The sequence below is a fragment of the Halonatronomonas betaini genome (genome assembly GCF_015666175.1).
Lineage (GTDB): Bacteria > Bacillota > Halanaerobiia > Halanaerobiales > Halarsenatibacteraceae > Halonatronomonas > Halonatronomonas betaini.
On record NZ_JADPIE010000001.1, the window covers coordinates 244732 to 271210 of the forward strand.

The 26479-nt window shown below is 34.7% G+C and carries 32 protein-coding genes; all 32 read left to right on the forward strand.

Annotation, left to right across the window (positions count from 1 at the left end; translation table 11 throughout):
* The first annotated feature begins 10 nt into the window (after positions 1-10).
* The 32 genes from I0Q91_RS01240 (at position 11) to I0Q91_RS01395 (ending at position 26478) form a co-directional block, all read left to right on the forward strand.
* Positions 11-457, forward strand: coding sequence for a flagellar hook capping FlgD N-terminal domain-containing protein (locus tag I0Q91_RS01240; RefSeq protein ID WP_270452341.1), 447 nt, complete (start codon positions 11-13; stop codon positions 455-457).
* A 22-nt stretch (positions 458-479) separates the two neighbouring features.
* Entirely contained in the window at positions 480-872 is a 393-nt protein-coding gene (locus I0Q91_RS01245; RefSeq protein ID WP_270452342.1) for a TIGR02530 family flagellar biosynthesis protein, read from the forward strand.
* 108 nt (positions 873-980) lie between these two features.
* On the forward strand, positions 981-2228 hold the full coding sequence (flgF, locus tag I0Q91_RS01250) for a flagellar basal-body rod protein FlgF (protein ID WP_270452344.1): 1248 nt from the start codon (positions 981-983) through the stop codon (positions 2226-2228).
* 29 nt (positions 2229-2257) lie between these two features.
* Positions 2258-2461: a flagellar FlbD family protein gene (locus tag I0Q91_RS01255; RefSeq protein ID WP_270452345.1), complete on the forward strand. Its 204-nt coding sequence runs from the start codon at positions 2258-2260 to the stop codon at positions 2459-2461.
* A 4-nt stretch (positions 2462-2465) separates the two neighbouring features.
* Positions 2466-3260 (forward strand): motility protein A, encoded by a 795-nt coding sequence (locus I0Q91_RS01260; RefSeq protein ID WP_270452346.1) that lies wholly within the window; start codon positions 2466-2468, stop codon positions 3258-3260.
* Complete coding sequence (locus tag I0Q91_RS01265; protein ID WP_270452349.1) at positions 3253-4008, forward strand: flagellar motor protein MotB; 756 nt, start codon at positions 3253-3255, stop codon at positions 4006-4008. Before I0Q91_RS01260 ends, I0Q91_RS01265 begins: the two co-directional genes overlap by 8 nt.
* Positions 4008-4451, forward strand: coding sequence for a flagellar basal body-associated FliL family protein (locus I0Q91_RS01270; RefSeq protein ID WP_270452351.1), 444 nt, complete (start codon positions 4008-4010; stop codon positions 4449-4451). Before I0Q91_RS01265 ends, I0Q91_RS01270 begins: the two co-directional genes overlap by 1 nt.
* A gap of 12 nt (positions 4452-4463) precedes the next feature.
* On the forward strand, positions 4464-5471 hold the full coding sequence (gene fliM, locus I0Q91_RS01275) for a flagellar motor switch protein FliM (protein WP_270452352.1): 1008 nt from the start codon (positions 4464-4466) through the stop codon (positions 5469-5471).
* On the forward strand, positions 5461-6663 hold the full coding sequence (gene fliY, locus I0Q91_RS01280; protein ID WP_270452353.1) for a flagellar motor switch phosphatase FliY: 1203 nt from the start codon (positions 5461-5463) through the stop codon (positions 6661-6663). Before fliM ends, fliY begins: the two co-directional genes overlap by 11 nt.
* A gap of 12 nt (positions 6664-6675) precedes the next feature.
* On the forward strand, positions 6676-7026 hold the full coding sequence (locus tag I0Q91_RS01285; protein WP_270452354.1) for a FliO/MopB family protein: 351 nt from the start codon (positions 6676-6678) through the stop codon (positions 7024-7026).
* Positions 7019-7786 carry a flagellar type III secretion system pore protein FliP gene (gene fliP / locus I0Q91_RS01290; RefSeq protein ID WP_270452356.1) on the forward strand — a complete coding sequence of 256 codons (768 nt, stop codon included), beginning with the start codon at positions 7019-7021 and terminating at the stop codon, positions 7784-7786. Before I0Q91_RS01285 ends, fliP begins: the two co-directional genes overlap by 8 nt.
* Before the next feature lie 19 nt (positions 7787-7805).
* On the forward strand, positions 7806-8081 hold the full coding sequence (gene fliQ, locus I0Q91_RS01295; protein ID WP_270452357.1) for a flagellar biosynthesis protein FliQ: 276 nt from the start codon (positions 7806-7808) through the stop codon (positions 8079-8081).
* 2 nt (positions 8082-8083) lie between these two features.
* Positions 8084-8875: a flagellar biosynthetic protein FliR gene (gene fliR / locus I0Q91_RS01300; RefSeq protein WP_270452358.1), complete on the forward strand. Its 792-nt coding sequence runs from the start codon at positions 8084-8086 to the stop codon at positions 8873-8875.
* A gap of 23 nt (positions 8876-8898) precedes the next feature.
* Positions 8899-9972 carry a flagellar biosynthesis protein FlhB gene (gene flhB / locus I0Q91_RS01305; RefSeq protein ID WP_270452360.1) on the forward strand — a complete coding sequence of 358 codons (1074 nt, stop codon included), beginning with the start codon at positions 8899-8901 and terminating at the stop codon, positions 9970-9972.
* A 21-nt stretch (positions 9973-9993) separates the two neighbouring features.
* The gene (gene flhA / locus I0Q91_RS01310) at positions 9994-12090 is read left to right on the forward strand and encodes a flagellar biosynthesis protein FlhA (protein ID WP_270452361.1); all 2097 of its coding nucleotides are present in this window, start codon (positions 9994-9996) and stop codon (positions 12088-12090) included.
* 3 nt (positions 12091-12093) lie between these two features.
* A complete protein-coding gene (gene flhF, locus I0Q91_RS01315) occupies positions 12094-13143 on the forward strand; it encodes a flagellar biosynthesis GTPase FlhF (RefSeq protein WP_270452362.1) in 1050 nt (349 codons plus the stop codon).
* Positions 13136-14014: a MinD/ParA family protein gene (locus tag I0Q91_RS01320; protein WP_270452363.1), complete on the forward strand. Its 879-nt coding sequence runs from the start codon at positions 13136-13138 to the stop codon at positions 14012-14014. The genes flhF and I0Q91_RS01320 overlap by 8 nt, the downstream gene beginning before the upstream one ends.
* 32 nt (positions 14015-14046) lie before the next feature.
* Positions 14047-14700 (forward strand): flagellar brake protein, encoded by a 654-nt coding sequence (locus I0Q91_RS01325; protein WP_270452365.1) that lies wholly within the window; start codon positions 14047-14049, stop codon positions 14698-14700.
* A gap of 2 nt (positions 14701-14702) precedes the next feature.
* Positions 14703-15062, forward strand: a complete 360-nt coding sequence (locus I0Q91_RS01330) for a hypothetical protein (protein WP_270452366.1) — start codon at positions 14703-14705, stop codon at positions 15060-15062.
* A gap of 27 nt (positions 15063-15089) precedes the next feature.
* Entirely contained in the window at positions 15090-15842 is a 753-nt protein-coding gene (locus tag I0Q91_RS01335; RefSeq protein WP_270452367.1) for a sigma-70 family RNA polymerase sigma factor, read from the forward strand.
* 15 nt (positions 15843-15857) lie between these two features.
* Positions 15858-17699, forward strand: a complete 1842-nt coding sequence (locus I0Q91_RS01340; protein ID WP_270452368.1) for a FapA family protein — start codon at positions 15858-15860, stop codon at positions 17697-17699.
* Positions 17700-17710: 11 nt separating this feature from the next.
* Positions 17711-18004 (forward strand): hypothetical protein, encoded by a 294-nt coding sequence (locus I0Q91_RS01345; RefSeq protein WP_270452369.1) that lies wholly within the window; start codon positions 17711-17713, stop codon positions 18002-18004.
* A gap of 15 nt (positions 18005-18019) precedes the next feature.
* A complete protein-coding gene (locus tag I0Q91_RS01350; protein WP_270452370.1) occupies positions 18020-18571 on the forward strand; it encodes a hypothetical protein in 552 nt (183 codons plus the stop codon).
* Positions 18564-19040 carry a hypothetical protein gene (locus I0Q91_RS01355; protein ID WP_270452372.1) on the forward strand — a complete coding sequence of 159 codons (477 nt, stop codon included), beginning with the start codon at positions 18564-18566 and terminating at the stop codon, positions 19038-19040. The genes I0Q91_RS01350 and I0Q91_RS01355 overlap by 8 nt, the downstream gene beginning before the upstream one ends.
* Before the next feature lie 13 nt (positions 19041-19053).
* A complete protein-coding gene (gene flgF / locus I0Q91_RS01360) occupies positions 19054-19800 on the forward strand; it encodes a flagellar basal-body rod protein FlgF (RefSeq protein WP_270452373.1) in 747 nt (248 codons plus the stop codon).
* An 89-nt stretch (positions 19801-19889) separates the two neighbouring features.
* On the forward strand, positions 19890-20678 hold the full coding sequence (gene flgG / locus I0Q91_RS01365) for a flagellar basal-body rod protein FlgG (protein ID WP_270452375.1): 789 nt from the start codon (positions 19890-19892) through the stop codon (positions 20676-20678).
* A gap of 29 nt (positions 20679-20707) precedes the next feature.
* Entirely contained in the window at positions 20708-21697 is a 990-nt protein-coding gene (flgA, locus tag I0Q91_RS01370) for a flagellar basal body P-ring formation chaperone FlgA (protein WP_270452376.1), read from the forward strand.
* A 23-nt stretch (positions 21698-21720) separates the two neighbouring features.
* A complete protein-coding gene (locus I0Q91_RS01375) occupies positions 21721-22308 on the forward strand; it encodes a flagellar basal body L-ring protein FlgH (protein WP_270452377.1) in 588 nt (195 codons plus the stop codon).
* 12 nt (positions 22309-22320) lie between these two features.
* A complete protein-coding gene (locus I0Q91_RS01380; protein WP_270452379.1) occupies positions 22321-23460 on the forward strand; it encodes a flagellar basal body P-ring protein FlgI in 1140 nt (379 codons plus the stop codon).
* Between the two features lie 16 nt (positions 23461-23476).
* Positions 23477-23821: a rod-binding protein gene (locus I0Q91_RS01385; RefSeq protein WP_270452380.1), complete on the forward strand. Its 345-nt coding sequence runs from the start codon at positions 23477-23479 to the stop codon at positions 23819-23821.
* A gap of 11 nt (positions 23822-23832) precedes the next feature.
* A complete protein-coding gene (locus tag I0Q91_RS01390; protein ID WP_270452383.1) occupies positions 23833-25920 on the forward strand; it encodes a phosphodiester glycosidase family protein in 2088 nt (695 codons plus the stop codon).
* 24 nt (positions 25921-25944) lie between these two features.
* Entirely contained in the window at positions 25945-26478 is a 534-nt protein-coding gene (locus tag I0Q91_RS01395; RefSeq protein ID WP_270452384.1) for a hypothetical protein, read from the forward strand.
* The last annotated feature ends 1 nt before the right edge of the window (position 26479 follow it).

Below are 26479 nucleotides of genomic sequence, written 5' to 3' on the forward strand. Positions count from 1 at the left end.
AGGTTTTTAAATGATAGATCCAAATATGGCAGTAGCAACAGGAAATGCTCCATTAGCAGGAGAAGGCAATCAGGTTGAGAGAGATGATATGGATGATTTAGATAGAGATGCTTTTTTTAAGTTATTAACAACCCAGTTAAGTTATCAGGATCCTTTAGATCCAATGGATAATACTGAATTTGTATCTCAGATGGCTCAATTTAGTTCGTTAGAACAGATGGAAAATATGAATAGTACAATGGAGCAGTTCTTGAAAACTCAGAGTCTTGCTGAAACAGCTGGATTAATAGGAAAAACTGTTGAAACAATTGACTCAGAATCTGGACAAGAGTTTTTAGGAGAGGTTAATCGGGTTGAGAGAGATGAAGATGGTAATATATATCTTCACTTAATTACTGATGAAGCTGGAGAAACTGAAAAATATCCTCTAGATTCGATAACGTCAATATATAGTTAGTCTGATTACTGGAGGGATTAAGATGGATAATAGATTAATGATAAATCAACCAGTTCAGCCTTTAGATAGGACCGGTCAAACCAGAAAGCAGGATTCATTAAGGAAAAGTGGGGAAAAAGCTGATTTTAAAGAGTTGCTGCAAAAACAGATTAATCAGAATGATAAACTTCAATTTTCCAAACATGCTAAAGAGAGAATTGCTTCCAGGCGGATTAATGTATCTAATGCTCAGATGGATAAACTGACTTCAGGTTTAGAAAAAGCAGCTGATAAAGGTTCTAAGGATTCATTAATAATGGTTGATGGAGTGGCTTATGTTGTAAGTGTTGAAAATAATACTGTTATTACGGCAATCGACAATGATAATATTAAAGAGAATGTCTTTACGAATATTGATAGTGCAGTATTTATGTAATTCAAAAATTAATAATTTAACCGGAAAGAGCTGGACCTCTATTAGGGAGCTCGAGAAAATAACTGATTGTTATTTTCACCGGAAACTACTAAGGAGGTAGATTTTTATATGATGCGTTCAATGTTTGCTGGTGTTTCTGGATTAAAGAATCATCAGACCAGAATGGATGTTGTTGGTAATAATATTTCAAATGTTAATACAGTTGGGTTTAAGGGTAGTCGGGTTACTTTTGCAGAGATGATGAATCAGACTTTACAGGGAGCCCAGGCACCCCAGGACAATCGAGGCGGTATAAACCCACAACAAATTGGCCTAGGAGTTGATTTAGCAAGTATAGATACTGATCAGACCCAGGGAAGTCTTGAATCTACAGGGATCAGCACTGACCTTGCTATAGATGGTGATGGTTTTTTCAGGGTTAATGATGGGCAACAGGATTTTTATACAAGAGCAGGTAATTTTACTGTTGATAATAATGGTAATCTTGTAAGTTCCAGCAATGGTTATAAGGTCCAGGGCTGGATGGCTGATGGAGATGGTGAGATTAATACTAATGATCCAGTAAGCGATTTAGAAATTCCGATTGGAGATAGTATTTCTGGTCAGGCTACTTCATCTGCCAGATTCACAGGAAATTTAGATTCCCGTGCTGAAGAAGGTACTGAAAGAACAACAACTGTTGAAGTTTATGATAGTTTGGGCGCTAGACATACTGTTGAATTGGAATTAGTAAAGCAGGAGACAAATGAAACTAGTCCATGGGAAGTTAATTTAGTATCTATAAATGGAGATGATGCAGGAGAGTTTGGCGCTGACTTAGATGCTGAGGAATTAGTTTTTGATAGTGACGGAATTTTTGAATCTGGCGAGTTTAGCCTTACATTTAATCCAGGAAATGGAGCTGCTGAGGGTCAGAACATTGAGCTTGATTTTTCAAGGATGTCACAATCAGCCGGTGAGTTCAGCATAGATGGTTCTGCTGAAGATGGTTATGAGTATGGCTTTCTTGATTCCTTTGGAATTGATAATCGAGGGGTTATTACAGGGAATTATACTAACGGTATTAATCAGCAGATTGGCCAGGTTGGTCTCGCTAACTTCAGTAATCCTTCAGGTTTAGTTAAAGAGGGAGAAACTATATTCAGAGAGTCTCAAAACTCAGGTGAAGCGCAATTTGGTGAGGCTACAGTCGGAGGGCGTGGAGAAATTGCTCCAGGTACTCTTGAGATGTCAAATGTTGATTTAGCTGAGCAGTTTACTAATATGATTGTTACTCAGCGAGGTTTTCAGGCTAATTCAAGAAGCATTACTACAAGTGATGAAATGCTACAGGAATTAACTAATTTGAAGAGATAATTAATAAAATAGTAAAAGGGGTGGGTTAATTGATAAAGCTAACTAATTTAAGGGGCGAAGAGATTGTTGTTAATATCCAATTGATTGAAATGATTAAGGCCACCCCTGATACTGTTATCACTCTGACTACAGACAGGAAAATTTTAGTTAAAGAAGATATTGATGAAATTATAAAACGGGTGAAGGCTTATCAACGTGATATATACTCCTCACCCAGGATAGAAAAGGGGTGAGCAAATGGATATCATTACTCTTATAGGATTAACTACTGGTGTAGTTTTATTAACAGGAGCGATTATTCTTGGTGGCCAACCGATTATTTTTGTCAGCCTTGAGTCTATACTAATTGTTTTAGGTGGTACTCTAGCGGCAACAATGATAAATTACTCCTGGGATAAGCTGTCGAAGTTACCTTCATTGATAAAAATTGCTTTTGCAAAGAATAACCATGACTCAAATGAGGTCATATCATTATTAGTACAATTTGCAGAAAAAGCTAGGAGAGAAGGTTTGCTTGCTTTGGAGCAGGAGGTAATGGAAGTTGATGATCGGTTTCTACAAAAAGGCATTCAGCTGGTGGTAGATGGGACTGATCCTGAACTGGTAAGAAATATTTTAGAAACAAAATTAACTTTTATTGAAGAAAGACATCATGAAGGGCAGGGTATTTTAAAACAGATGGGCAGATTAGCTCCTGCTTTTGGTATGATCGGTACACTTATCGGTCTGATACAGATGCTTTCTGAACTTGATGATCCAACACAGTTAGGTTCTGGTATGGCTGTAGCTCTTTTAACTACATTTTATGGTGCTTTAATTGCAAACTTAGTATTTATTCCAATGGCAGGCAAATTAGAAACTACCAGTCACGATGAGATACTTTTAAAAGAAGTTATGATTGAAGGTATTCTGTCGATACAGGCCGGTGAAAACCCTAGAATAGTTGAAGAAAAATTAAGGGCGTTTTTAGCTGAAGAGGATCAAGACACTGCCGTCGAAGGAGTCGGCGAGGTGGTGATGGAAGATGGCTAGAAAAAGACCTGAAGAACCAGAATCTGAGAGTGGTTCGCCAGAATGGATGACAACTTTTGGTGATATGATGACTTTGCTATTGACATTTTTTGTCTTGCTTTACTCTATGTCATCTATAGATGTTGCTAAATTTGAGCAGGCAATGGGGTCTTTACAGGGACATTTAGGGGTTCTTTCAGGTGGTAGAGCTATTTCAACTCAGCAAAATCTTGATCGAGGAGATATTGGTCAGGATTTCAGCCCTATAACTACCAGGGTTTTAGAAAGAGCGATGACTGAGATAGAAACTTATGTTGAGGATGAAGGTGTAAGTCAGGATGTATCCACGGAAATGACTCAAAGGGGCCTGGTCATAAGATTTACCGGTCAGCTATTGTTTAATTTAGGAGAGGCTGATATTCGGGAAGAAGGAGAGGATGTATTGCTAAGAGTTGCAGATATAATTAGAGAAGTTCCTAATGATGTATTGGTAGAAGGGCATACTGATAATTTGCCAATTAACACACCAGAATTCCCTTCTAATTGGGAGCTTTCTACAGCCAGAGCAACTCGGGTTATTAGGTATTTCATAGAAAATGAGGATATTGATCCTGATAGATTATCTGCATCAGGTTACTCTGAATATCAACCTTTAAGGCCTAATGATACACCAGAAAATAGAGCTGAAAATAGAAGAGTTGAAATTGTATTATTAAATCCAGATTATATGGGACCACCACGAGCTGAACAGGAAGAGGTGATTAATTGATGGCAGAAGATGGAAGCAAACTAGGTAAAATTATGACTTATGTTGGAGTAGCATTTTTAATAGTTGTACTTGCTGCAGCAACAAGTTTTGGAGTTCTCTGGTATATGACAAGGGATACAGGCCCAGATGAAATAGAAGATAGAATGGGGCCGACTTACCAATTAGGAGAATATACTGTAAATCTTTCAGGCACAGGAGGCTTTCAATATCTTCAAACAAATATTGTTATTGAAGCAAGCGAAGATGTGGTTTTAGAAGAAATTGATAAACGTTCTCCTCAAATTGATGATGCAATTATTTCTACACTAAGAAGCCAATCAATTGATGAGATTCAAGAACCTGGTGCTAATGAAATCAAAAAACAGTTAGCTGATAGCATAAACGAGGTCATAAGAAATGGTGAAGTTAGAAATGTCTGGTTTACTCAGTTTGTTGTTCAATAAGGGGGTGGTTTGATGGCAGAAGTACTTGACCAAAATGAAATTGATTCGTTATTATCTGCATTATCATCAGGTGAAGTTGATGCTGAAGAAATGAAAAAAGAGGAAGCTGAGCAGGCAATCAAAGATTATGACTTTAGGCGTCCTGATAAGCTATCAAAAGAACAAATGCGGACTTTACAGATGATTCACGAAAACCTGGTTCGTTTATTGACAACCACTCTCTCAACTAAACTTAGAAGTATGGTTGATTTTGAAGTGGCATCTATTGAACAACTTTCATATGATGAGTTTATTAGATCTTTGCCAGAGCCAACTATTATTGGAGTAGCTGAACTAGAACCGTTTTCAGGCCAGTTCATTTATGAAATTAGCCCGGATATTGGTTTTGCAGTTATAGATAGATTATTTGGTGGAATGGGAAGACCTTTAGAAGATATCAGGAGTTTTACAGATATTGAGAAGGTTGTATTAAAAAAAGTATTGAAGTGGTTTTTAAGTACTTTACCTGAAGCCTGGGAAAATATAATTCGGGTTACTCCAAAATTAAGGGAAATTGAGTCGAATCCACAATTCACTCAGATTGTTCCCAGCAATGATATGACAATTATTATAACATTATCAGCTAAAATAGCTAATAGTGAAGGACTAGTAAATATCTGTATTCCATATATAATGTTAGAACCAATAGTTCCAAGACTGAATGCCCAGCAATGGTTTTCAAGCACACGAGAAGAACAAACAGCTCAACATATAGAAAATCTTAAGAAAAGAGTTCAAAAAGCAGAAGTTGATGTTCTGGCAGAGTTAGGTGAGGCTGATATAACGGTTACAGATTTATTGTATTTACAGCCTGGCGATGTTATTAAAACTGATAAAAGAACTGAAGATATGATAGATATTAGAATTGGTGAAAGAATAAAATATCAAGGGCTGGCAGGTACCAGCAGAAAACATCTGGCAGTTAAAATTGCAGAAGTAATGGATATGGGAGAGGATGGTGAAATAGAAGATGATGAGTGATAGCAATGGAGATTTTTTATCCCAGGAAGAAATTGATGCCTTAATGAGCAAGCAACAAGAGGGCGATGAAAAGAATCAGGTTTTAACTGATGAAGAAATAGATGTATTAGGAGAAGTTGGGAATATAGCCATGGGCTCAGCAGCAACAGCGCTATATACAATTCTTGATCAAAAAGTTGAGATAACTGCTCCTAAAGTTTCAGTAGAATCTTTTACAAATATAAGTAATCAATATCATAAACCATGTGTTCTTGTTGATGTTGAGTATGTTGCTGGTATCGTTGGTGTTAACTTGTTAGTAATTCAAAAAGAAGATGCAGCAATTATAGCAGATTTGATGATGGGCGGAGATGGCTCTGATCCAGATAGTGAGTTAAGTGAAATGCATATTAGTGCAGTTGGTGAGGCAATGAATCAGATGATGGGTTCAGCTTCAACAGCAATGTCGAGTTTGATTGATGATGTTGTAAACATTTCTCCACCGAATGCTGAATATTTAGAGATGGATCAGGCTCTTGATAATAAAAAGTTCTTTGGGCCTGAAGAAGAACTTGTGGCAACTTCTTTTGACTTAAAAGTCGGAGATTTAATTGATAGTCAGTTTCAGCAATTATCAACAGTTGATTTTACTAAAAAATTGGTTAAGAAATTAACTGAGGAAGATGATGGTTTGACTTTGAAAGATGAGATTGAGGAGTATGAGACTAAGGATAAAGATAAAATTTCGGTGGCTGAGGATACAAAACCTGGAGCAACAATCAAAAGTGAAAATAAGGGTGCAGGGTATAATGAACAAAAATCTAGTAGTCAGGATAAACAGAAGTCTACAGCTAAAATGGATAGGACTGCTCAGAGTGGCCAGGTTTCTCAGGACACTGTTGATGTACAAAAAGCAAGCTTTCCAGATTTTAATGAGCCAGCTTCACAACCTCTACCCCAGAATATAGAATTGGTTAAAGATGTTCCATTAAAAGCAACGGTTAGACTTGGGAAGGCTCAAATGAAAATAAAAGACATATTAGACTTAGGCGAGGGCTCAATTATTGAGTTAGATAAATTAGCTGGTGAGACAGTTGATTTGCTAGTAAATGGTAAGTTAATTGCTAAAGGTGAGGTAGTTGTTATTGATGAGAATTTTGGGTTTAGAGTTAAAGATATAGTAAGCCCAAAGGAAAGATTATCTTCGATTTAAAGGAGTAAATTTATGGATTACGGAGTAGAAATTGCGCGGATGTTCTTTTATCTGCTATTGGTTTTAGGAATAATTTATGTTTCTCAGCATTTTCTGAGAAAATTCGTTAAAAAACAGAGGGTTGGCAAACATCTTGAACTTATTGAACAGCTTTACATATCTCCTAAGGTGAGTATAGGGCTGGTAAGGGCAAAGAAAACAGTTATACTCTTGTCATTTAGTGATAAAGGGATTAATAAACTCAAGAGTTGGACATTAGAAGAGTTTGGTGAAGTTTTATCAGATTCTAAAGAGGATGGTCCAAAGTTTTCTGACTATCTAAAGGATATGGTTGGTCAATATAGGCGGAATCAAGATGAGTAGATTTAAATTTTATAAAGGTGCTACATTTTTAATATTAGTATTTTTAATAGTAATGTTATTACCAGCTCCAGCAATGGCTCAGGAGGGTTTAATTCCAAATATTAACCTTGAGATAGGCGCTGAGGAAGACGGCGATAATTTAGTACCTTCTTTGCAGCTATTACTACTTTTAACTATTTTATCACTGGCTCCTGCAATATTAATAATGGTGACATCATTTACCAGAATCATTATAGTTTTATCGATGATTAGAAATGCATTGGCTACAAGAACAATGCCTCCTAATCAGGTTTTAATAGGACTGGCGATATTCTTAACTATATTTATTATGGCACCTGTGTGGCAGGGAGTAATAGATGATGCTGTTACACCATATATCAATGAAGAAATAGAGACAGAAGAAATGGTTGAGAATGGCCTGGAGCCAATAAGGGGTTTTATGTTTGAACATGTTAGAGAAAGAGATTTAAGTTTATTTTATAATATGACAGATATGGAAAGGCCTCAGAACCAGGATGATGTACCTATTTACCTTTTAATTCCAGCCTTTATTTTAAGTGAATTAAAAGTAGCATTTCAAATTGGGTTTATAATTTATATTCCATTTGTAATGATTGATATGGTTGTTGCAAGTATTTTAATGTCTATGGGAATGTTAATGTTACCGCCGGTCATGATTTCATTACCATTTAAGATAATGTTATTCGTACTTGTTGATGGCTGGTATTTAATTATTGAATCATTAATCAGGACTTTTTAGAAGGGAGAGAGCTTAAAAGATGGATCAGGGTTTATTAATTGATATGTCAAGGCAGGCTTTATTTATAACGCTTTTAATAGTTGCACCTGTTCTTGGAGCTGGTCTTTTAACTGGTTTGATTGTTGCTATTTTACAGGCTACTACTCAAATACAGGAACAGACTTTAGCTTTTATCCCTAAAATATTTGCTGTTCTTATTGCGTTAGGCCTTTTTGGACCATGGATGTTAACGACTTTAATGGATTTTATAAATGAACTGTTCTTTAATATACCTAATTATGTTGGGATGCTATAAAAATGGCAAATCCTTTATTGATAATGACTGATTATACATATCTTTTTGTGCTTGTTATGATAAGGTATGTTGGTCTCTTTATTGTAACCCCAATTCTTTCAAGTGGAGCTTATCCAAACCGACTTAAAATAGCAATTGCTTTCTTTTTAGGGATAGCAACTGCTCCCGTAGTTGCAGCTAACTATGAAATAGTATATCCAGATCATATATTTTTGGTCTTTGGTGATGTATTGAGAGAGTTTGGTGTAGGTTTAACTATTGGCTTTATTGTTTTAATGGTATTTACTGCAGTTCAATTAGCTGGTCAGTTTATAGATACTAAGATGGGGTTTGCAATAGTAAATGTTTTTGATCCAGTCTTTGATGTTTCGGGGCCTATAACAGGACAATTTAAAAATATTTTAGCATCTCTACTATTCTTAACGATAAATGGACATTTAATAGTTATTCAGTCAGTTTATTCTACATTTGAAAAAATCCCTCCTGGCGAATTTATAATAACTGATCAGGGCTGGCAAATTTTGTTTAGGTTAATGGGAGATATTTTTATTATGGCTTTTATGATTGCGTTACCAGTTGTCGGGACAGTCTTTATGGCAGATGTTATTTTTGGATTTTTGGCTAGATCAATACCTCAAATGAATATTTTTATTGTTGGTCTGCCACTTAAGATTTTAATAGGCATTTTAATTATTATGTTATCCTTAAACCTAACGTTTTATTATTTTTCAGAAATTTTTGCAGAACTATTTCAAAATCTATCTAGAATAATAGATTTTTTTGTTCCAGTTTGATTTGCAGGAGAGTGATGTAGTTTATGGCTGATGAGCCGATGGGAGAAAAAACGGAAGAACCGACGCCGAAACGACTTGAAAAAGCAAGAGAAGAAGGGCAGGTTGCAAAAAGTCAGGAGTTTAATGCTGCCTTTACTTTGCTGGCAAGTTTTCTGGTTTTATTTTATCTTTTTGGAGATATTATGAATTCGATTCAATTGAAAATGGTTGAATCACTAAAACTATCTTCTGCACCTAATATAACTCCAGGTGATGGTTATTATTTAGTTATGGATCATATAGTATTTATTGCCAGACTGGTAGCCCCAATGATGATTGCGTCAGCATTAATAGGTGCTATTGTAAGTTTTTTGCAGGTAGGTCCTATGTTTAATGTGAGCATTATTCAACCTAAATTTGAAAAGTTGGATCCTATTAAAGGTGCTAAAAATATTCTTTCTATAAAATCTTTAGTGGAGCTAGTAAAATCTTTAGCTAAGGCAATAGTCATTACTTTTATAGCATATCAACAGATTAGCAACCGCTGGGAGAATTTAATTTCATTATCCCATCAAGGACTTGAGCCTGGTTTATTGTATCTTGGGAATCTTATTTTTCAAATAGCTATTAGAGTGTTAATTTTTCTTATAATCCTGGGCATTTTTGATCTTATATATCAACGCTGGGATCACCATAAGAATCTAATGATGACAAAACAGGAAGTTAAAGAAGAACGCAAAGAAATGGAAGGTGATCCTCAGATTAAATCAAAGAGGCGCCAGATCCAAAGAGAGATGAGTGTCAATAGAATGATGTCTGCAATGGAAGAGGCAGATGTTGTTATTACAAATCCAACTCATATTGCTGTGGCTTTAAAATATGAATTAGATGAAATGGAAGCCCCTGAGGTAGTTGCAAAAGGTGAGGGGTATATTGCTCAAAAGATAAAAAATAAAGCTGATGAATTAGGAATTATTCAAGTTGAAAATAAACCACTGGCCAGGGCTTTAAATGGGACTACTGAGATTGGCCAGAAGATACCAGGAGATTTGTACCAAGCAGTTGCTGAGGTGCTGGCATTTGTTTATAGAGAAAATGAGAAGTATAGTAGACAATAAGATTGAGAGGAGGTGAATAAAATGAGAGCAGAAAATACTAATACAAGAGCAAGTAATACAAGTAATTTTATAAATCAAAATAGTGATATTTTATTTGCTTTAGTGATGGTTGGAATAATTGTAATGTTTATTATTCCATTACCACCGGCTTTAATTGATATTTTACTGGCTGCTAATATCACATTTGCTATGGTGGTAATTTTAGTTAGTATCTATACAACTGAGCCATTACAGGTATCAGTCTTTCCTTCTCTCCTTTTATTTGCTACTCTTTTTCGGTTAGGCTTGAATGTTTCAACTACCAGGCTGATTTTAGGAGAAGCTTATGCTGGTGAAATTATAATGAGTTTTGGTGATTTTGTTGTTGGAGGAAATTATGTTGTAGGTTTGGTTATATTTATTATTCTTGTTGTTATTCAGTATGTTGTTATTACTAAAGGTGCAGAAAGAGTTGCTGAAGTTGCTGCTAGATTTACTCTTGACGCTATGCCAGGAAAACAAATGAGCATTGATGCTGATTTAAATGCAGGAATTATTACTGAAGACGAAGCTAGATATGAGCGCCAGAAGATAAGAGATGAGGCAGATTTTTATGGTGCTATGGATGGTGCCAGTAAATTTGTTAAAGGTGATGCTATTGCTGGTATTATTATTACAGTGATTAACATTATTGGTGGACTAGTTATTGGTGTTTTAATGCAGGGAATGGATATTGGTGAAGCTGCTCAGGTTTATACATTATTGACTGTCGGTGATGGCCTTGTCAGTCAAATACCAGCATTGTTAATATCGTCAGCTACTGGTATGGTTGTAACCAGGGCCGCTTCTGAAGGAAGTATGGGCCAGGATATGACCAGGCAGTTAACTGCCCAGGCCAAACCACTCTGGATTGCAGCAGGAGTTTTAGCTTTATTGGCATTTGTTCCAGGGTTACCAACTATTCCTTTTCTAGTTCTTTCAATTTTAATTGGGGGAATTGCTTTTTTACTTTTCAGTCAGGCAGATTCTGTAGCTGGTCCTGGAGAGAAGAAGGAAGATGGAAAATTAGAGGAAGAGCAACCTGAAAAGCGAAGGCCTCAGAGAGAAGAACTATCTGATCTTATAAAGATTGATCCGATGGAGGTTGAGGTAGGTTATAATTTGATTCCACTGGTATTACCAGAGCAGGGTGGAGATTTTCTTGATAGAGTTGCTATGATAAGAAGACAGACTGCTATGGAATTAGGGATAATTGTTCCTCCTGTTAGAATTTTAGACAATCTTCAATTAGAACCAAATACTTATAGGATTAAGCTAAAAGGTGTTGAGATAAGCAGGTATGAGATCTTACCTGATCATTTCTTAGCTATGGATTCTGGAATGGTTACAGAAGAGATAGAAGGAAAAGAAACTACTGAGCCTGCTTTTGGAACTCCGGCTATCTGGATTAATTCAAATCAGAAAGATGAAGCTGAGATGGCTAATTATACAATTGTTGATCCTCCATCAGTAATGGCGACACATTTGACTGAGATTATCAAAGAGAATGCTCATGAACTTCTTGGCAGGCAGGAAGTCAAAGAATTAATTGATAATATTAAAAATGATTATCCTGCAGTTGTAGATGAACTTTTACCAGATTTGATGACCTTAGGAGAAATTCAAAAAGTTTTGCAGAATTTGTTGTGGGAGGATATTCCTATTAATAACCTGTTAACTATTCTGGAGACCCTTGCTGATTATGCACCTAGAACAAAGGATACCGGCCTTTTGACTGAGTATGTTCGTCAGGCACTATCCAGACAGATTACTAATCAGTATATAGATCAGAATGATAAATTGCATGCTGTTACTCTTGACCCTGAGCTGGAAGATGAGCTTAATCAGGCTTTGGAACAGAGTGAACAGGGGAATTACCTTGCTTTAAATCCTAAAAGGGCACAGGATTTAATTGAAAATATAGCTGATCAAATTCAAACTTTACTTAAAAGAGGATTAGAACCGGTGTTATTAACAGCTCCGGCAATTCGAAGGCCATTAAAAGAAATGACACATCGTTCATTAGATAAATTAAATATTTTATCATATAATGAGCTTCAATCTGATGTTAATCTACAGATTCTTGGGACGGTGAAATAATAAATGAAAGTCAAAAAATATGTTGGTAAGAATATGCAGGATACGATTTTTAAAGTTAAAGCTGAACTTGGCTCTGATGCAATTATTCTAAATACTAGAAAGTTTACAGAAGGTGGGATATTTGGTTTTTTTGCAAAAGAAAAAGTTGAAGTTCTAGCTGGAGTTGAAGAAGCAAGAAATAAAAAGCCTGAAACAAATCGAGAAATCCAGGAAATTAAAAGTATGCTATCTAATTTAAATAAAAATTGGAATGAGAATGACTTTGTTAGGTCTTTATCTGAACCATTGAAGAAAGTTTTTGATTTATTAATTCAAGAAGGGGTAAATGAATCTTTAGCAAGATATTTAATTGAACAAATGCAGGATAGTGATAATCCTGAGGAACAGATGGAAATATTATCTAGTGAAATAGAAGATATTATTGGGCCACCTGCACCTCTCGTTGTTAAAGCTGATAACCAAAAAGTTGTTGCTCTAATTGGGCCGACTGGCGTTGGTAAAACAACAACTATTGCTAAGATTGCTGCTGATTTTGTTCAAAATAATGATTATAAAGTTGGGCTTGTCACTGCTGATACTTATAGGATTGCTGCTGTTCAGCAGTTAAAGACTTATAGCGATATAATAAATATTCCATTAGAAGTAGTATATGATGAAGATGAATTTGCAAAAGTGCTTGCCAGTAAATATAAAGATTATGATTTAATACTTTTAGATACTCCAGGAAGCAGTTGGAATGACAAGGTACAACTAGGAAGACTCAAAAAATTGGTTAATAAAAATTTAATCGATGAGACTCACCTTTTATTAAGCTTGAACTCGAGCAACGATAATATAGAAAAGGTTATAGAAAAATTTTCTGAATTAAATCCTAATAGGTTTTTGTTGACTAAAATTGATGAAGCAACAAATTTTGGTAATATTTTAAATCTAGGGTATAATTATAAACAGCCTTTTTCATATTTTAGTGCAGGTCAGGATGTTCCAGATGATATTGAAATTGCCTATCAGGAAAAACTGATGCCTTTTATATTAGGTGATAAAAATGCATGATCAGGCCAGTCGATTAAGAAAAATGTTTGATAGTGAAAAAACGAAAACTGAAAAAGAAAATTATAATTCTGCTAGTAGAGTAATTGCTGTAGCCAGCGGTAAGGGTGGGGTTGGCAAGACAAATGTTTCTGTTAATCTTGGTGTATCTCTTCAAAAAATGGATAAAGAAGTATTATTATTGGATGCAGATATGGGCATGGCAAATGTAGATGTTTTAATAGGTGTTACTCCTCGCTATAATTTGGGACATGTTTTAGAAGATAAATGTGATATTGAAGATGCATTAATTACTGGTCCTGAAGGATTGACTATTCTCCCTGGTTCTTCAGGGATTGATGAATTTATTAACATGAACATATATAAAATAAAACAACTTTTAAAACTTGCCTCACATTTAGAGGAAAATTATGATATAATTATTATCGATGTAGGTGCTGGAGCCCATCAGGGCGTTGTAAATTTTATTAAAGCTGCAGATGAAGTTATTGTGGTTTTAACTCCTGAACCAACAGCTATAATGGATGCATATAGTTTAATTAAAATTTTATCAAAAAATGAAGTAAGACCTAAATTAAATTTAATAGTTAATCAGGTAGACAATGATCGTGAAGGTGATGAAGTATCTAAAAGGATTAGCAGTGTTATTAAAGATTATTTGGATTTAGAAATATCTATTACTTCATATATACCTTACGACAATACTTTGCGAGAAGCAGTTAAAAAGCAAAAACCGATAGTTAATTTATATCCTAGATCAAGGGCAGGCAAAGCATTTACTAAATCTGCCGGTCAGTTGATCGACAGAGATGTTGGCAATAATGCAGGAATGCAGGGCTTTGTCAATAAAGTATTAGGGTTTTTCAAAAGTTGATTTTATAAATGTTATAGGAGGCTGGCCTGGATATGAGACCGGAGGATTTAGAGGTTAATGATAATATAGAAATAGAGATAAAAAAAGGTTATTACAAAGGGAAATATCAGAGCAGGATATCTGATAAAGAAGAAGATAAATTATATGCTTTAATTCCATATAATGATGGCAAACTTGTACCAATAGGTACAGGTGTTGAAGTGGAAGTATTGATTTCAGATGATTCAGCAGCTTATAAATTCAAATCAAGGGTTATTAATCGCATTAAAGAACCGATTCCCCAGCTGATTTTAGAATCTCCAGATACTGAAGATTTTATTAAAATTCAGCGAAGAAAGTATTTCAGGTTAGAGGTTAAGAGAAAGGTCTTTTATAGAAGGGTAAACAAAGACTGGGAGCCAAAAGAGGAAAAGTTTACTGAAAGCTCTACTATTGATATAAGTGGTGGCGGAATAAAAATGGTATTAAATGAGAATTTACCTAATAATATATTTATTGAATTAATGCTTGATATTCCAGCTATTGAAGGTGTGAAAATAGTTTCTAAAACTGTTAGGAAATATGAGCTTCCAGATGGAAAAGCTATAGGGGTTGAATTTTTAGATATTAACCCTCGAAGTAGAGATGCTTTAATGGGATGGTTATTTGATTATCAGAGGAAGTTAAGGAGGAAAGGATTGATATAGAGTTGTTGATTAAAATTATTAAACCTCTAATTGTTGCTTTAATCTTCTATATTATAACAGTACTATATGGTTTAATTTCTTTTCATCCTTTGCCAGTAATTTTTAATAGAGGGATTAGAGCATTTTTAATTGGATTTTTCTTGAGTTTATTTTTGAAATTAATGATTAATTATCTTATTCATAGTCTGGAGAATGTTGATAATAACAACAATAGTAATTATAAAAATGCTGCTAATAAATATCAAAAATCAGAAAAGGCTAGAGATAATTCTGAAGAAAAACTTGAAGAAAATAGAGATAGAAATAAAGATAAAGAATTTAACCCATTAGACCCGCCAGTATTAGAGACTGAAGATGAGTAGTCTTGTTGATTTATGGGGTGGTATTGCTTGAAAACTAAAATAGAGAATTATGATCTCTGGACTAAATTTCAAAAAGAAAATTCAGAATCAGCTAGAGAAAAAATAATTCTGAATAATCTAGATATCGTTAAGTATCAGGCCAGGCGAGTAAGCACTCTTATTCCAAACTTTATTGATGTTGATGATCTCCAGAGCTATGGTATGATTGGGCTTATAGAAGCTGTTGAACGCTTCAATCCTGAAATGGGATATAAGTTTTCTACTTTTGCGTCTAAAAGAGTGAGAGGGGCTATAATAGATTATCTCAGGGATCTAGATTGGCTGCCTCATTCAATTAGAACTGATGCAAAAAAGATTATTAATGAGAAGGAAGAATTAAAAAATGATGAAATCACTGATGATATTTCTGAGCTGGCTGAAAGGCTAGAGCTTTCAAAATCTAGAATAAAAAAAGTTTTAAGATATTTTAATGCCTCACAGTGGTTATCACTGGATACTGAGTATGAAGATGCAACCTTATTAGATATTGTATCTTCAAGTATTGCAGAACCTGATAAAAAATTAGATAAAGAAGCAACAAAAGGTATATTAATAGAGGCTGTTGACAAACTAAATGAACAGGAAAGACTGGTAGTTTCTTTGTATTATTATGAAGAATTGACTCAAGAAGAAATAGCAGAGGTTCTTGAATTATCAACTGCTAGAATTTCTCAGATACATAAAAAATCTATTCAGAGGCTAAGGGGTTATCTGGCTAATAAAAAAACCGATCTCTTTTAAAGGGGAGCAGATATTATGGCGAAAAAATTAGTGATTCAAGCAAGAGATAAATCAACTGCTATAGAAAAAGCTAAGAAAGAGTTAATAAGGAAACTCAATATATCTGATGACGATTTTAATAATGAAAGTTTAGATTTAATATCGGAGGAAGAAAATAAGGGATTATTTGGGATGTTTAAGAAGGATAATACTTATAAATTTATATATAATGATCCTCTGGATACTAAAGAATTGGAAGCTGAGATAGAGGACCTTGAATATGATATTAAAATAGATGGGGAATTTGATATAAGTATAGATGATGACGGGGTTAAACTTAAGGTTACACCACCTGGTAAGTCAGGTGATTCAGTTACTTACAGTCAGGTTAAAAATAAACTTGATAAATTAGGGATTGTAGAAGTAAACTGGGAAATAGTACAGAAAGAATTAGATGAAACTTCAGAAGAATGGAAGGTTATAGCACCTAGAAAGCCGGAATTAGATCAGGATGCTGAGGTTGACTTTGATATTTCCCAGGATAAACTTGAAGCTTTTATAACATATAAACCAGCTATTGGTGGCAAAAAATTCAATTTTGATGAATTGATAAATAAAGCAAAAGCAGCCGGGATAACTTATGGTTTAAATAAAGATAAACTAAAAAATATTATTAATAATCAAGAGGCTGTTGAAAATGAATTGATTGCTCAAGGGAAGGAACCAGTAACTGGCAAGGATGCTAAACTTATCTATCATTTTGTAACTGATGAGAATAATGTTGGGACAAAAAGAGAGGATGGATCAATAGACTTTTATGACCTGGGGCAGATAGCCAATGTAAAGCCTGGAGATGCTCTGGTTACTAAAGAAGAATCTGAACCTGGTGAACCTGGAATGTCAGTTTTAGGAGATGAAATTCCGGCTCCTAAACCCAGGGACTGTGAACTACCCTCAGGGAAAAATGTTGATAAAAAGGATAATAAGTTATTTTCAGAAATTGAAGGCCAGGCAGTACGAGATGGTAAAAGAGTTCATGTTTTGCCAATTCATGAAGTTAATGGAGATGTAGATTTATCAGTTGGGAACATTGACTTTATTGGCAATGTTTTGATAAAAGGAGATGTTAAAGAAGGTTTTAAAATTAAGGCCGAGGGGAATATTGAAGTTAAAGGTAGAGTTTCAGCTGCTGATTTAATTGCAGGTAATGAAGTTATAGTTCATAGCGGCTTTATTGGTAAAGATAAAGCAGAGATTAAAGCCGGTGGAGATATTAAGGTTAAATTTATTGAAAATGGCACTCTTAATTCCAGCAAAAATATTTATATTACAGAAGCTGCCATGCATAGCAATTTAGTTGCCGGCGAATCAATATTTGTTACTGAAGGCAAAGGGCTTCTTGTTGGAGGGGAGGCTAAAGCGGCTTCAAAAATTGAAGCTAATGTTATTGGCTCTACTCTAGCAACCAGGACTGTTCTTGAAGTAGGGATTGATCCTGAGCTTAAAGAAGAGATGAGAAATATAAAAGAACAAATCGAAGAAGCTAAAAGTAATATATTAAAATCCAATAAGGCTATTAAGATGCTTGATAAGCTGAAAGAAGCCCATGGTGAGTTGCCAAAAGACAAGGAATTAATGTATTATCGCCTTAAAAAGACTGAAAAAAATTTAAATAAAACCATCAAGGATAAAAGAAGTAGATTAGAAGAATTAGAATTAAAAATTGAAAAGGTTTCAAGGGGTAAAATAACTGTTAACAAAAGTATTTATCCTGGAACAAAACTAATTATTGGAAAAGCTCAATATAATGTGCAGGATGAGATGAGAGTTTCGGCTTTTGTTGAGGATAAAGGAGAAGTCAGACAAATCCCCCTATAGGCGGTGAGATTATGACTCAACCAATTAATCCATTAACAACTTTAACGACATCATTACAGGTTGATAAATTAGAACAGACTAAAAATATGGCTGATATGATTGAGCAGGGCATTGTTGGGCAGAAACAGGAGATAGAAAATGCAAGAAAAGAGCAAAGAGTTAATCAAAATCAGGAGTTAGATAAAGGTCAACTTGGTAAAGATGGGGAAACTGGTGAAAGGGGTCATAATTCTGATAAAAATGAGGACGAAGATGATAGTACCGCATATACAAAAAAAGGTGATGTCTTTGATGTTAAAATTTAAGCAGGAGTGGTTATAATGGCCTGGTTAGGTCTAGCTGCTGGAGTGATTTTAGTTGTTTTGGGACTTGGAATCAGGTTCTTTAAAGGACCAAATAAACAGAAAAAATCTAAAAACAAAATTGATAATTATAGATTTAATCATGATGATTACAGAAGAGAAATTTTAAAAAGAAATCAGGGTTATAATAAAATAAATAAAAATAATAAACCAGACAACTTTGAGAATCAAGAGATTAAAAGATATGAAAAAAATCAGAATGACTTAAAAAAGATTAATTCAGAATTAGAGGAGCTAATTTCTGAGCTATCTACTAGAGAAAAAATACTGAAGAATAAAATCAGGGATTTAAACGATGAGGTATTAAGCGGAAGTAAAGTTAGTTTTAATCAGTCATTAAAACAAGCTAATAAAAAAGATGATAATCTTCCCCTGAAATATCTGGATGCAATTGAGATGTATAATGAAGGAACTTCTTTAGCTGAAATTGCTGAAAGTTTGGAAATAGGCATTAGAGAAGCTGAATTAATTATTAAGATGTATGGAAGGGGTAAAAGGAATAATGGCTAAGTCTGATTTTTGGACTAGAGTAATAATAGATATATTGATAATTATAGGTATAATCTTGATTATTGGGAGTGGTATATCAATTTATTTTGAGCAGACCAGAGGTTATGGTATCTTTGGTGCATCTGATAATAGAAATTTAGAAGAAAATATGTCAGAAACTGCTCAGACTGAAGAAAATTTTGAATTTACTGCAAGTGCTAAATCAGACCTGGCTTCACTCCAGCATAATTTTGATTTGAATTATGAAGGAATAGAGCAATTGAATAGATTAGTTGAAGTTGAAATTGAATCCGGGATGTCAGGTTTACAGGTGGCTGGTTTATTAGATGAAGCTGGAGTTATTTCTTATGAAGACTTTGCTTTTTTATTAATTGAATATAATCTGAGTTCTAGAATTGTTGCAGACGAATATCTTTTAGAAGAAAATATGGGTATATCAGATTTGTTTTCTAAAATATTATTAAATTAAGGAGGTGATTTAAATGATAAGAGGGTTATATAGTTCAGCTACTGGAATGCTGGCCAATGAAGTTAAAATGGATAATATATCTAATAATCTGGCAAATACTGATACTACTGCATTTAAAAGGGACAGGATAATTAAAGAGACATTCCCGGAAATGCTGCTTCATCGAATGGAAAAAGGAAGAAATCCTGTTGAAATTGGCAGCTTAAATAACGGGGTCGCAGTTGATGAAAAGTTTATTGACTTTACCCAGGGGGGGCTTAGAGAAACAGGTTCTCAATATGATCTAGCTATTGAAGGCGATGGCTTTTTTGTTGTAGATACTCCAGACGGGGTTAGATATACCCGGGATGGTAATTTTACTGTTGATCAGGACGGTTTAATTGTAAATAATTCTGGATATCCAGTTATGGGTGAAGAGGGATTATTACAAACTATACCTGGTGAGAATGTTTCAATAGATGATAATGGGACTGTTTATGTTAATGATTTAGAGGTCGATACAGTTCAAATTGTCGATTTTGATGATTATACAGATTTAAATAAAGTTGGTGAGAACCTATATGAAACTGATCAGGCTGTTCAGGCAACTGATGATTATAGGTTAGCCCAGGGTTATTTAGAAGGGTCAAATATTCAAATCGTTAATGAAATGGTCTCTATGATTGAAGCAACAAGACATTATGAGACTAATCAGAAGGCAATACAAGCAGCAGATATGACATTGGAGAAGGCAGTTAATCAGGTAGGTCGTTTGAGATAAGTAAAATTATGGCTGGACCTAGAATAGGAAGCCATTAATAAGAGCTGACTGACAGAGGCTCTAAAAAACTATTATGGATGGTGATTATAATGATGCGTGGATTATACACAGCGGCAACAGGTATGAACGCTCAACAGACTAATATAGATATGATATCAAATAATTTATCAAATGTGAATACAACAGGATTTAAAAAATCCAGGGCTAATTTTCAGGATTTAATGTATCAACAGACAAGGCAACCAGGTACTCCTAATGCACAAGGTGAAGAGATACCAGTCGGGACTGAGATTGGGCATGGAACAAGAATGGCAGCTACACAAAAACTATTTACTCCAGGAAGTCCTCAATCAACTGATAACCCCCTTGATCTTGTAATAGAGGGAGATGGATTTTTTGAAGTTGTCAGGCCTGATGGTTCTACTGCTTATACCAGAGATGGTTCATTTAGACAGGATAGTGATGGGAGACTCGTTACTGCTGATGGTCATCCATTACAGCCTGAGATTTATATTCCTGAAGATGCTACCAGTGTTTCAATAACAAGTGATGGTACTGTTAGTGCTCAGATGGCAGGTGAATCTGAACCGAATCAACTTGGCCAGATTGAATTAGTGAATTTTTCTAACCCTGCAGGATTAAATAGTGAGGGAAGAAATTTATATACAGAGACTGTTTCTTCGGGCCAACCGATGATCGGTGTTCCTGGTGAAGATGGCTTTGGGACTATTAGCCAGGGTTATTTAGAGATGTCAAATGTTAAAGTTGTTGAAGAAATGGTAGATATGATTACTGCTCAAAGGGCATATGAGGCTAATTCTCGATCAATCCAGGCTTCTGATGAGATGCTTAATACTGCTAATCAGTTAAGAAGATAATTTAAATAAGCAGATAAAAGGTGATTGAAATGTTTAAAAAAAAATGTTTTTCATATGTTATAGCAATAGTTTTATTTCTATCAGCACCTGTCTTATCTGCTGAAATATATTTATATGATGATGTTGAAATTAATAGTTCTAAGATAATCCTTGGAGAAATTGCAAGGATTGAGACTGATTCAGATAATGTATACAAAGCTCTATCAGATATTGAATTAGGTGATGCTCCAAGGCCTGGAAGAAGTGTGGAAATGAATCCAGAACTTATTTCCCTTCATATCAGGAATAATGGATTTAACAGAAGTGATTATAATATAAATTCAGATGGAAATATTAGAATACATGTAAGCTCACAAAACTTATCATCTGAAGATTTATTTAACAAGGTTGAAAAGGTAATAAAAGAAGAGATTTATAAAGATTTAGAAGCTTATGCTTTAGAGCAGGATATTCAAATATCTATCGAACTCTTATCAAGTCCTGGTGATAAAGATATACCAGATGGTGAAATAAATGTAGAAATTGATAATGAAATAAATAGACCAGCCGGGAGACTTAATATACCAGTTAAAATATATATTGATGAAAATTATTGGAGCAGAGTCTTTATGACTTTAAGAGTAAATTATCTGATGGATGTATATCTTTTAAAAAATGATTTAACAAGGAATCAAAGAATTGATGAGAGTGATTTAGTTTATGAAGAAACAAAGTTTGATTTTTATCCAGATAAACTGATTATGAGTTTGAATAATGAGATTATTGAACATGGTGTAACCAATAGAAACTATCAAAAAGGTCAGATATTAAAATTATCTATGCTCGAATATCCAGATGTTATTAGTTTTAATCAGGAAGTAATAGCTGAGTTTGAACAGGGTTCTGTATTTGTTACTACTAAAGTTAAGGCACGTGATAATGGGAGTATAGGTGAGATTATTGAAGTTGAAAATATTGAGACAGGAAACAGAATGCAGGCAGAAGTTTTAAATGAAAATAGAGTAAGGATTATAAACTGATTCTTATTTGGAGGAAATTTATTATGAAAAGAAATACATTGCTAATATCATGTTCAATTGTTATAATTATGATATTCATTACAGGTCTACCTGTTGAATCTAACTCTCTCTGGTCTGAGGAGCAGACGAGTATGTATAGAGATAAAGGTGATTATGAAGTTGGAGATTTAGTTACAGTCTTAATAGAAGAGGATGCAAGTGCTGTACAAAGTGCAGTCAGTGATTCAAGCAAAGGCTCAGATATTGATGTTGGGGCCGGGTCAGGAATACTAAGCTTTTTAAACCCGTTTAGCTTTGGTTACTCAGGATCAGAGAGTGCAGATGGCTCGACTGAGAGAGCCGGGACATTGGAGGCTGATATTACTGTTACTATTGAAGAAGTATTAGATAATGGTAATTTCAAAATTGCTGGTAATAAAAATATTAAAATCAATGATGAAACCCAGAAAATAAAATTAACTGGAATCATTAGACCCTCTGATATAAAAGCTGATAATACTATAGAATCTCAATTAGTTGCAGAACCTGAAATTGAATATGAGGGCAAAGGAATAGTTGGAGATAAACAGGATAGAGGTATTATCTCACGAGTATTTAATTTTATTTTTTAGGTGGTGTTAAATATGCTAAAAAGTTGTAAAAAAGAAAGTTATATATATCCCTTGATTTTATCAATTATTTTTGTAATGGTATTGAGTTTAAATGTTGGAGCTGTAGAACATGATCCTATTGTAGAGATTGGAAATATTACTAGAATCGATGGGGCTAGAGATAATCATTTAATCGGATATGGAATCATTGTAGGACTTGCAGGTTCAGGAGACTCAACAAGAAGTAGAGCAACTGTACAGAGTGTTGCAAATATGCTGGATTCATTTGGAGTAGAAGTTGATGCTGATCAGGTTAGAAGCCGTAATATTGCAGCTGTAATGGTAACAGCTGATCTTCCACATAATGCTAATCCAGGCGATGAGATAGATGTCAATGTAAGTTCTATGGGTGATGCAAGAAGTATTCAGGGAGGAACATTACTTATGACTCCTCTTGAGGCTGGAGATGGTCAGGTATATGCTGTTGCTCAGGGATCAGTTTCAATTGGTGGCTATAATATTAGAGGCGGTGGCCAGGAGGTTAGAGAAAATCATCCGACTGCTGGTAATATACCAGGCGGAGCTACAGTTGAAAATAATATAGATTATCAGTTAGATTCAGAAGAATTGACATTGATTTTAAATAATAGTAACTTTCAGACTGCCAGTGATATTGCCAGCAGTATTAATGATAATTTTGCCGGGAATAATTATGCGCAGGCTGAAAATGAAGGAAGAGTCAGAGTTGAGGTTCCTCAGGATTATCAGAATAGAGTTGTTGACTTTATTGCTGAAGTAAATAGTTTAGAAGTCAGGCCAACAATGGATGCAAAGGTTGTAATAAATGAGAGGACTGGCACTGTTGTTCAGGGCCACAATGTTAGACTCTCTACTGTAGCAGTTTCACATGGCAATCTTTCTGTTATGATTACAACAAGGACAGAAGTCTCACAACCAGAACCATTTACTGAAGGGGAGACAGTTGAAATTACTGAAACTGAAATTGAAGTTGAGGAAGAAGAAGGCCAGATGATGGTTGTTGAGGGCAGAAGCAATGTTTATGATATAGTAACTGCTTTAAACGCAATTGGAGCATCGCCGAGAGATCTGGTAGCTATTTTCCAGGAAATACAGGCTGCAGGAGCATTACATGGACAGCTTGAAATAAGATAAAGAGTGGTGATTATAATTGGAGATAAATAATATTTCTAATATACAGAACCAGTATGAACAGACCAGGCAGGAATCTGAGCAGATTGATGCTGGAGAATTAAATGATAATCTAACTAAACTTGCAGCAAATAATGAAGACGAAGCTTTAAAAGCAGCAATAAACGATTTTATGTCAATCTTTATGCAGCAGATGTTTCAGAGCATGAGAAATACTGTTCCTGATGATGGAATTATAAATGGTGGTTATGCTGAAGATGTATTTACTGAGATGCTGGATGAAGAGATTAGTCAAACAGGTTCAGAACAGGGGCTTTTTAAAGATATTAACAGACAGATTTATCAACAACTTTCAGGAGAGTAAGGAGAAATAATATGATAAATAAAAACTCTGGGATCTTAAAAAATTTAGTATTGGTTTTACCATTAACCTGTTTATTAATACTTGTGCTCACTCTGAATGCTTATGGTGAAGATAGGTTGATTAACTTTGTCGGTAATAATCAAAGGCTAATTGGTGATCTTATAATTGATTCCAGCTCCTTTAATTTTACCCCTGCTGATCAAATTGAATTAGAAGCTACTGATAAAGAAATTGTTTTAGAAAAGGATAGGGAGTATTTTATTGAAATAGTTGAAAATGAGAATGATGAAAGTTTTCTAACTATACAGATTATTGCATTATCTGAGAGGTCTGAGGCAGAGGTTATTAGAGAAAACCTGGAAAATCATGGATTTACTGACAATAGAATTGTATTCGAAGATGATCTATATAAACTTCAGTCTGGAGAGTTTGATTCAAGGGAAAAGGCTGAAGAATACAGGGAGAAACTTGCTGATTCAGGATTTGAAGGCTGGATCACAGGTGAGATTACCGAACCATATGAACTTTTAATAAGAGATAATTCTGGTAAAAAAATATATCAGGGACCAGATATTAATTTAGATGATGCTGAATTTTATATAAATGACACCTGGCTTACTGGAGATTTTGTATTAAACCTGGAAGATGATAGGATTAAACTTGATTATTTTATTCCAATTGATATGGCTGTAGCCGGGAATATTGCCAGTTTAGAAAATAGCCATAATCAGGAGTTTAGGCAGGAAGAATTAGAGTTGCTCTCAATATTTTTAAGAACTAATTTATATGGGAATGCAGAGGAAATATTTGAAAAGATATCTGCTGGAGAAATTGATTTTAATAAACCGGATTCTAGAATAATTGATTCTGTAATGAAGACTCAGGATAACTATATTTTTTATGATGGTGATATAGCTTACCAGGATGATTTTTATCCTGCAGGTTATCTTAGAACTCTCTTTCATTGGCTTTCTGTAGATTTTAATGAGGAGACTGTTCTTAATGATTATTATCCTGAAGCAGAAATCCTAAATATTATGGAATATTCAAGACTTGAAACTATTGTTGATGCTAGAGTCCAAAGAGGTCTTAATTATAAGGAGATACGGGAAGAAACCTTAAGGGGCAATAGAAATATCACAGTTTTAGAATTAGATCTGAACCGTTCTAATTTAAAAGTCAGGCCATTTCTTGCTAATAGCACTGTTTCTGGTTTAGAAGACTTAGTTGAAATTGGTAGAAGTAATCAGGCACTGGCCGGTATAAATGGTGGGTTTTATGAATATTCTGGTCGCCCACTAGGTATATATATGGAAGATGGCAATATTGTTACCGGGAAAGTCAGGGATCTAGTGAGATCAACTTTATTAATTGATGAATATGGTAATATTGATATTGGTATCCGTGACTGGAATGGAAATTTAGGCCTGGAAGATGGAAGAGATTTAATGGTTTCTGGTGTCAACCAGGTTCCAGAAGATGGTCAGGCTGTTATCATAAATAAGTATTATGGAGAACAGGCTCCCCAGCTCAGGGAGGGAGCAGTTGAATTAGTTGTTAATAGTCAAGGGGAAATAGCTGGTATTAATAGGAGTCATTTTTTAGCTCCAAGCTCTATTCCAGAGGATGGCTATATAATTCAGGCTACCGGTAGCAAGGCAAATATTTTGGGACGACTTAGTACTGGAGAGACTATATCCTTTGAGAATAGATTTTTTCCAGAACCAGAGCTTGAAGGCGATATTGTCCATGCTTTAGGTGCCGGACCAAAATTGATTGAAGATGGAAGGATTAATATTACATCTTATAGAGAGGGATTCCAGAGAGATATAGTTTATGGAAATGCACCAAGATCGGCAGCAGGAATAACTGGAGATAATAAACTTCTTCTGGTTACAGTTGATGGGAGACAGCCAGAAAGAAGTATTGGAATGACCCTGGATGAACTTGCTGAATTTATGCTGGATTTAGGAGCAGAAAAGGCAATGAACCTCGATGGAGGTGCCTCAGCAAGGATGATGGTTAGAGGTTTTACGATGAATGTACCAAGTTCTGAAAGAAATATTGGAAATGCCCTCTTAATTTTGCCAAATATGTGATAAAATATATAACAGGAGGTAATTATGAAAAAGATAACAACCACTTTAGCAATTCTATTATTTATTGTAATGGCTTTTTCTGTATCAGTTGATGCCTGGAACCCAACTTTAGATAATGCCCACTATATGGTCCGGGCTTCAGTAAATGAAATTAGAGCATTACAGTTTAAGTTAGGTTTTGGTTTTGACAGATTTAATTCCTTTGATACTCTCTTTGCTTATAATGGGGATAGCTTTGATCTTCAGGGAACCTGGTTATTAAACTTTACCGGGGACCAGGAGATTGATATGAACTTAAGACTAAATGCTGCTACTAAACTTGCTGAAAGGAGTATCAGGCCTGCCATCGGTGTCGGCGGAGAGTTTCCTTTAGGAGATAGAAATTATACTTTCTGGAGTATAGATTATTATTTCAATGTTTCCAGTAATAATTTAGTTTATGAAGCAGGAGTAGGTTTTCCAATTACGGCTAATAGTGATCTGACTTTAGGTGTTGGAAATTCTTTCTGGGATAGAGGAAATAGTGAGGCTGCAATAGGGTTAAAGGTAGGTTTTTAAT